Below are 2,585 nucleotides of genomic sequence, written 5' to 3' on the forward strand. Positions count from 1 at the left end.
GTCGTAACCCTCGAGGAGTGCGTGCGGATGATGAACGAGTGAGCGCGCCTGACGAGCATCCCCGTCCCGCCAGCCCCTACACTTAAATAGCAGCAACGGGGTTTTTCATACTGTTGGGAGGAATGACATGATCATTCGCAGGATAGCGATTCTGCTGTGCGCGGTGGTGCTACTATCACCTTACGTCACGGCCGGGGACGGCAACGAGGAGGAGCCCCTGCAGCAGCTGACGCTGCGGGTGGGAGCGCAGGACGACATGAAGACGAGGAACCTGCTCGGAGCCAGGGACATCTGGACGGAGAATGTCCTGGGCCCCGTCTACGGCAGCGTCGGCCTCGAGGACCCGGCGACGCAGGGGCCGCTTCCCTATCTGCTCAAGGGCGTGGACGCGGACAGCGACGGCGTATTCGACCTGGACGAGTACGGGATCTACAAGAATGAAGTCCCGCTACCGTTGGACGTGACCGCCTACTACGACTTCAACGGCGTTCTATCGCACGATGGCATCCAGATGACGATGCACGACCTCCTCTTCAGCTACCACATGCGCGCGATGAACCCGCTGGAGAGGTCGCTCGACGTGATAAAGGACAAGAACGCCCTGCCCGGCACGAACTACTCGACGAGCAGATGGCTCGAAGTGTGGCCGGTGCAGGACAACTGGGACCCCGCCATCCCCGTGGGTCCGGATGCGACTCTAGCGTTCGCTCTGTACTTCAGCCAGCAAGCCCTGTACGGGGGCTTCGTCAGGCACACGCTGAGCGACGCGCCCATAATCCCGAGACACATATGGGAGGGCACGGGAAGGCTGTGCGTGGACGCGACCGCCGGCGTCTGCAACACCTGGCAGTTCGGACTCCACACCGACTTCAAGTACGCGTACGACCCTGTCACGCACAACGGCGTACCCACAACGGAACCTGACTCTTTCAAGTTCAGCGACGCCGAATCCTGGCTCATGATGGATGACGAGGTCGTGGGGACGGGACCCTTCGAGTTCAACACGTGGTGGCCGGGCGTGTCCGTGACGGCGGCGAGGTACGAGGACTACATGGACAGCGCCCTCGACTGCGAGAGGGTTGGCACCCCGCCGGTCTGTCAGGGCGTGTTCTACTCCCATACGCACAAGCCCATCATCGAGGGAATGATGTTCAAGATATACAAGACCGCCCAGGCGGCGATATTCGCGCTCCAGGCGGGAGAAATAGAGTACATCTCGTGGTCCATTCCGCCAGAGCTCCTGGCACCTCTGCAGTCCAACCCGACCGTGGGCCTCTCCATCACCGCCGAGCACGGGTTCAGGTACCTCGGGTACAACATGCGCAAGTCGCCCTTCGGCTATCCTGACAATAATCCCTTAAACGGCGACGGCGGCTACAACCTCCGCAAGGCGGTCTCGCACGTGATAGACAAGGGCATGATAGTGAGCCTCCTGCTGCAGGGCTACGGCGTGGCTGGGGACCAACCCATACGCCCGGAGGATGTGCTGTGGTACAACGCGTCCGTCACGAAGTACAGCTACGACCTGTCCGCCGCGGTGCAGATACTCGACGATCACTACACCATCGGAGGGTTCGGCCTCGGCTGGTCGGGCGGATGGAGGAATCTGCCGTCGATAGGCAGCTCCCAGATCGAGATACTGTGCCCACAGGCGGACTACGACCCGATCCAGGCTTCGGCCTGCAACATGATTGCGGCCAACATGAGGGTCGTGGGCCTGAACGCATACGCGAATCTTGTCGCCTTCGGAGAGATCGGGGAGAAGCTGAACAACCGTGACATGCAGATGTGGATGTACAGCGAGAGGATAGCCTCGGACCCGACGGAGTTCTACACAGACTTCTACTACTCGGGGAACGCACGCGCGGGGCTGAACCACGCGGGATTTCAGAACGACACGTTCGACGTCCTGGCGCTGGACGCGCGGGCCGAGCTGAACCCGGTCATGCAGAGGCAGCTGATCAAGGAGGCCAGCGCGCTCCTCGCGGACGCCCTGCCGAACGACGTTGTGTACTTCAGGGACAACATCGAGGCGTACCGGCAGGACAGCTTCGTGAACTGGACGGTCGGCCGCGCGGGCAGCATATTCACCGATTCGTACTGGTCTTGGATAGGAATCCACCCGCCTGGCGAGATGACGATCGACTTCGTCTTCCCCAACGGGAACACGGTGAACGAGGGCGAGGACCTACCATTCTGGTTCTATGTGCGCGGCCCGCAGCACAACCCGCTTGACGGGGCGAACGTCACGATCTACGTGTCGCCTGCGGGCCCGACCATCGTCCCCGACTCGGGCGTGACGATGAACGGCACTATCGGCCTGGTAACCTTCACTGCGCCGCAGGTAGCGCAGGACACGACCTACTGGGTGACGGCGTACGCGGAGTACATGGGAGAGTCGGTGAACGACAGCGATTACGTCATCGTCCACAACATGGACCTGCTGCCGCCGGAGATCCTCGACCTGACGGCCGAGCCGGACCCGCAGGAGCTGGGTGGGGCGGTGAACATAAGCATGAGGCTGCAGGACGAGTCCATCGTGTGGGCGTACTGCCTTGTGTGGGACCCGAACCTCGTGCAGATCG

Annotated in this window: 1 protein-coding gene; it reads left to right on the top strand. The window is 61.9% G+C overall.

What is annotated here, in order from left to right; genetic code table 11:
• Positions 1 to 127 precede the first annotated feature (127 nt).
• Positions 128 to 2,585, top strand: a 2,458-nt coding sequence (locus tag LN415_09745; protein ID MCJ2557368.1) for an ABC transporter substrate-binding protein, incomplete at its 3' end; no start/stop codon positions are given.

The sequence above is a fragment of the Candidatus Thermoplasmatota archaeon genome (genome assembly GCA_022848865.1).
GTDB lineage: Archaea > Thermoplasmatota > Thermoplasmata > RBG-16-68-12 > JAGMCJ01 > JAGMCJ01.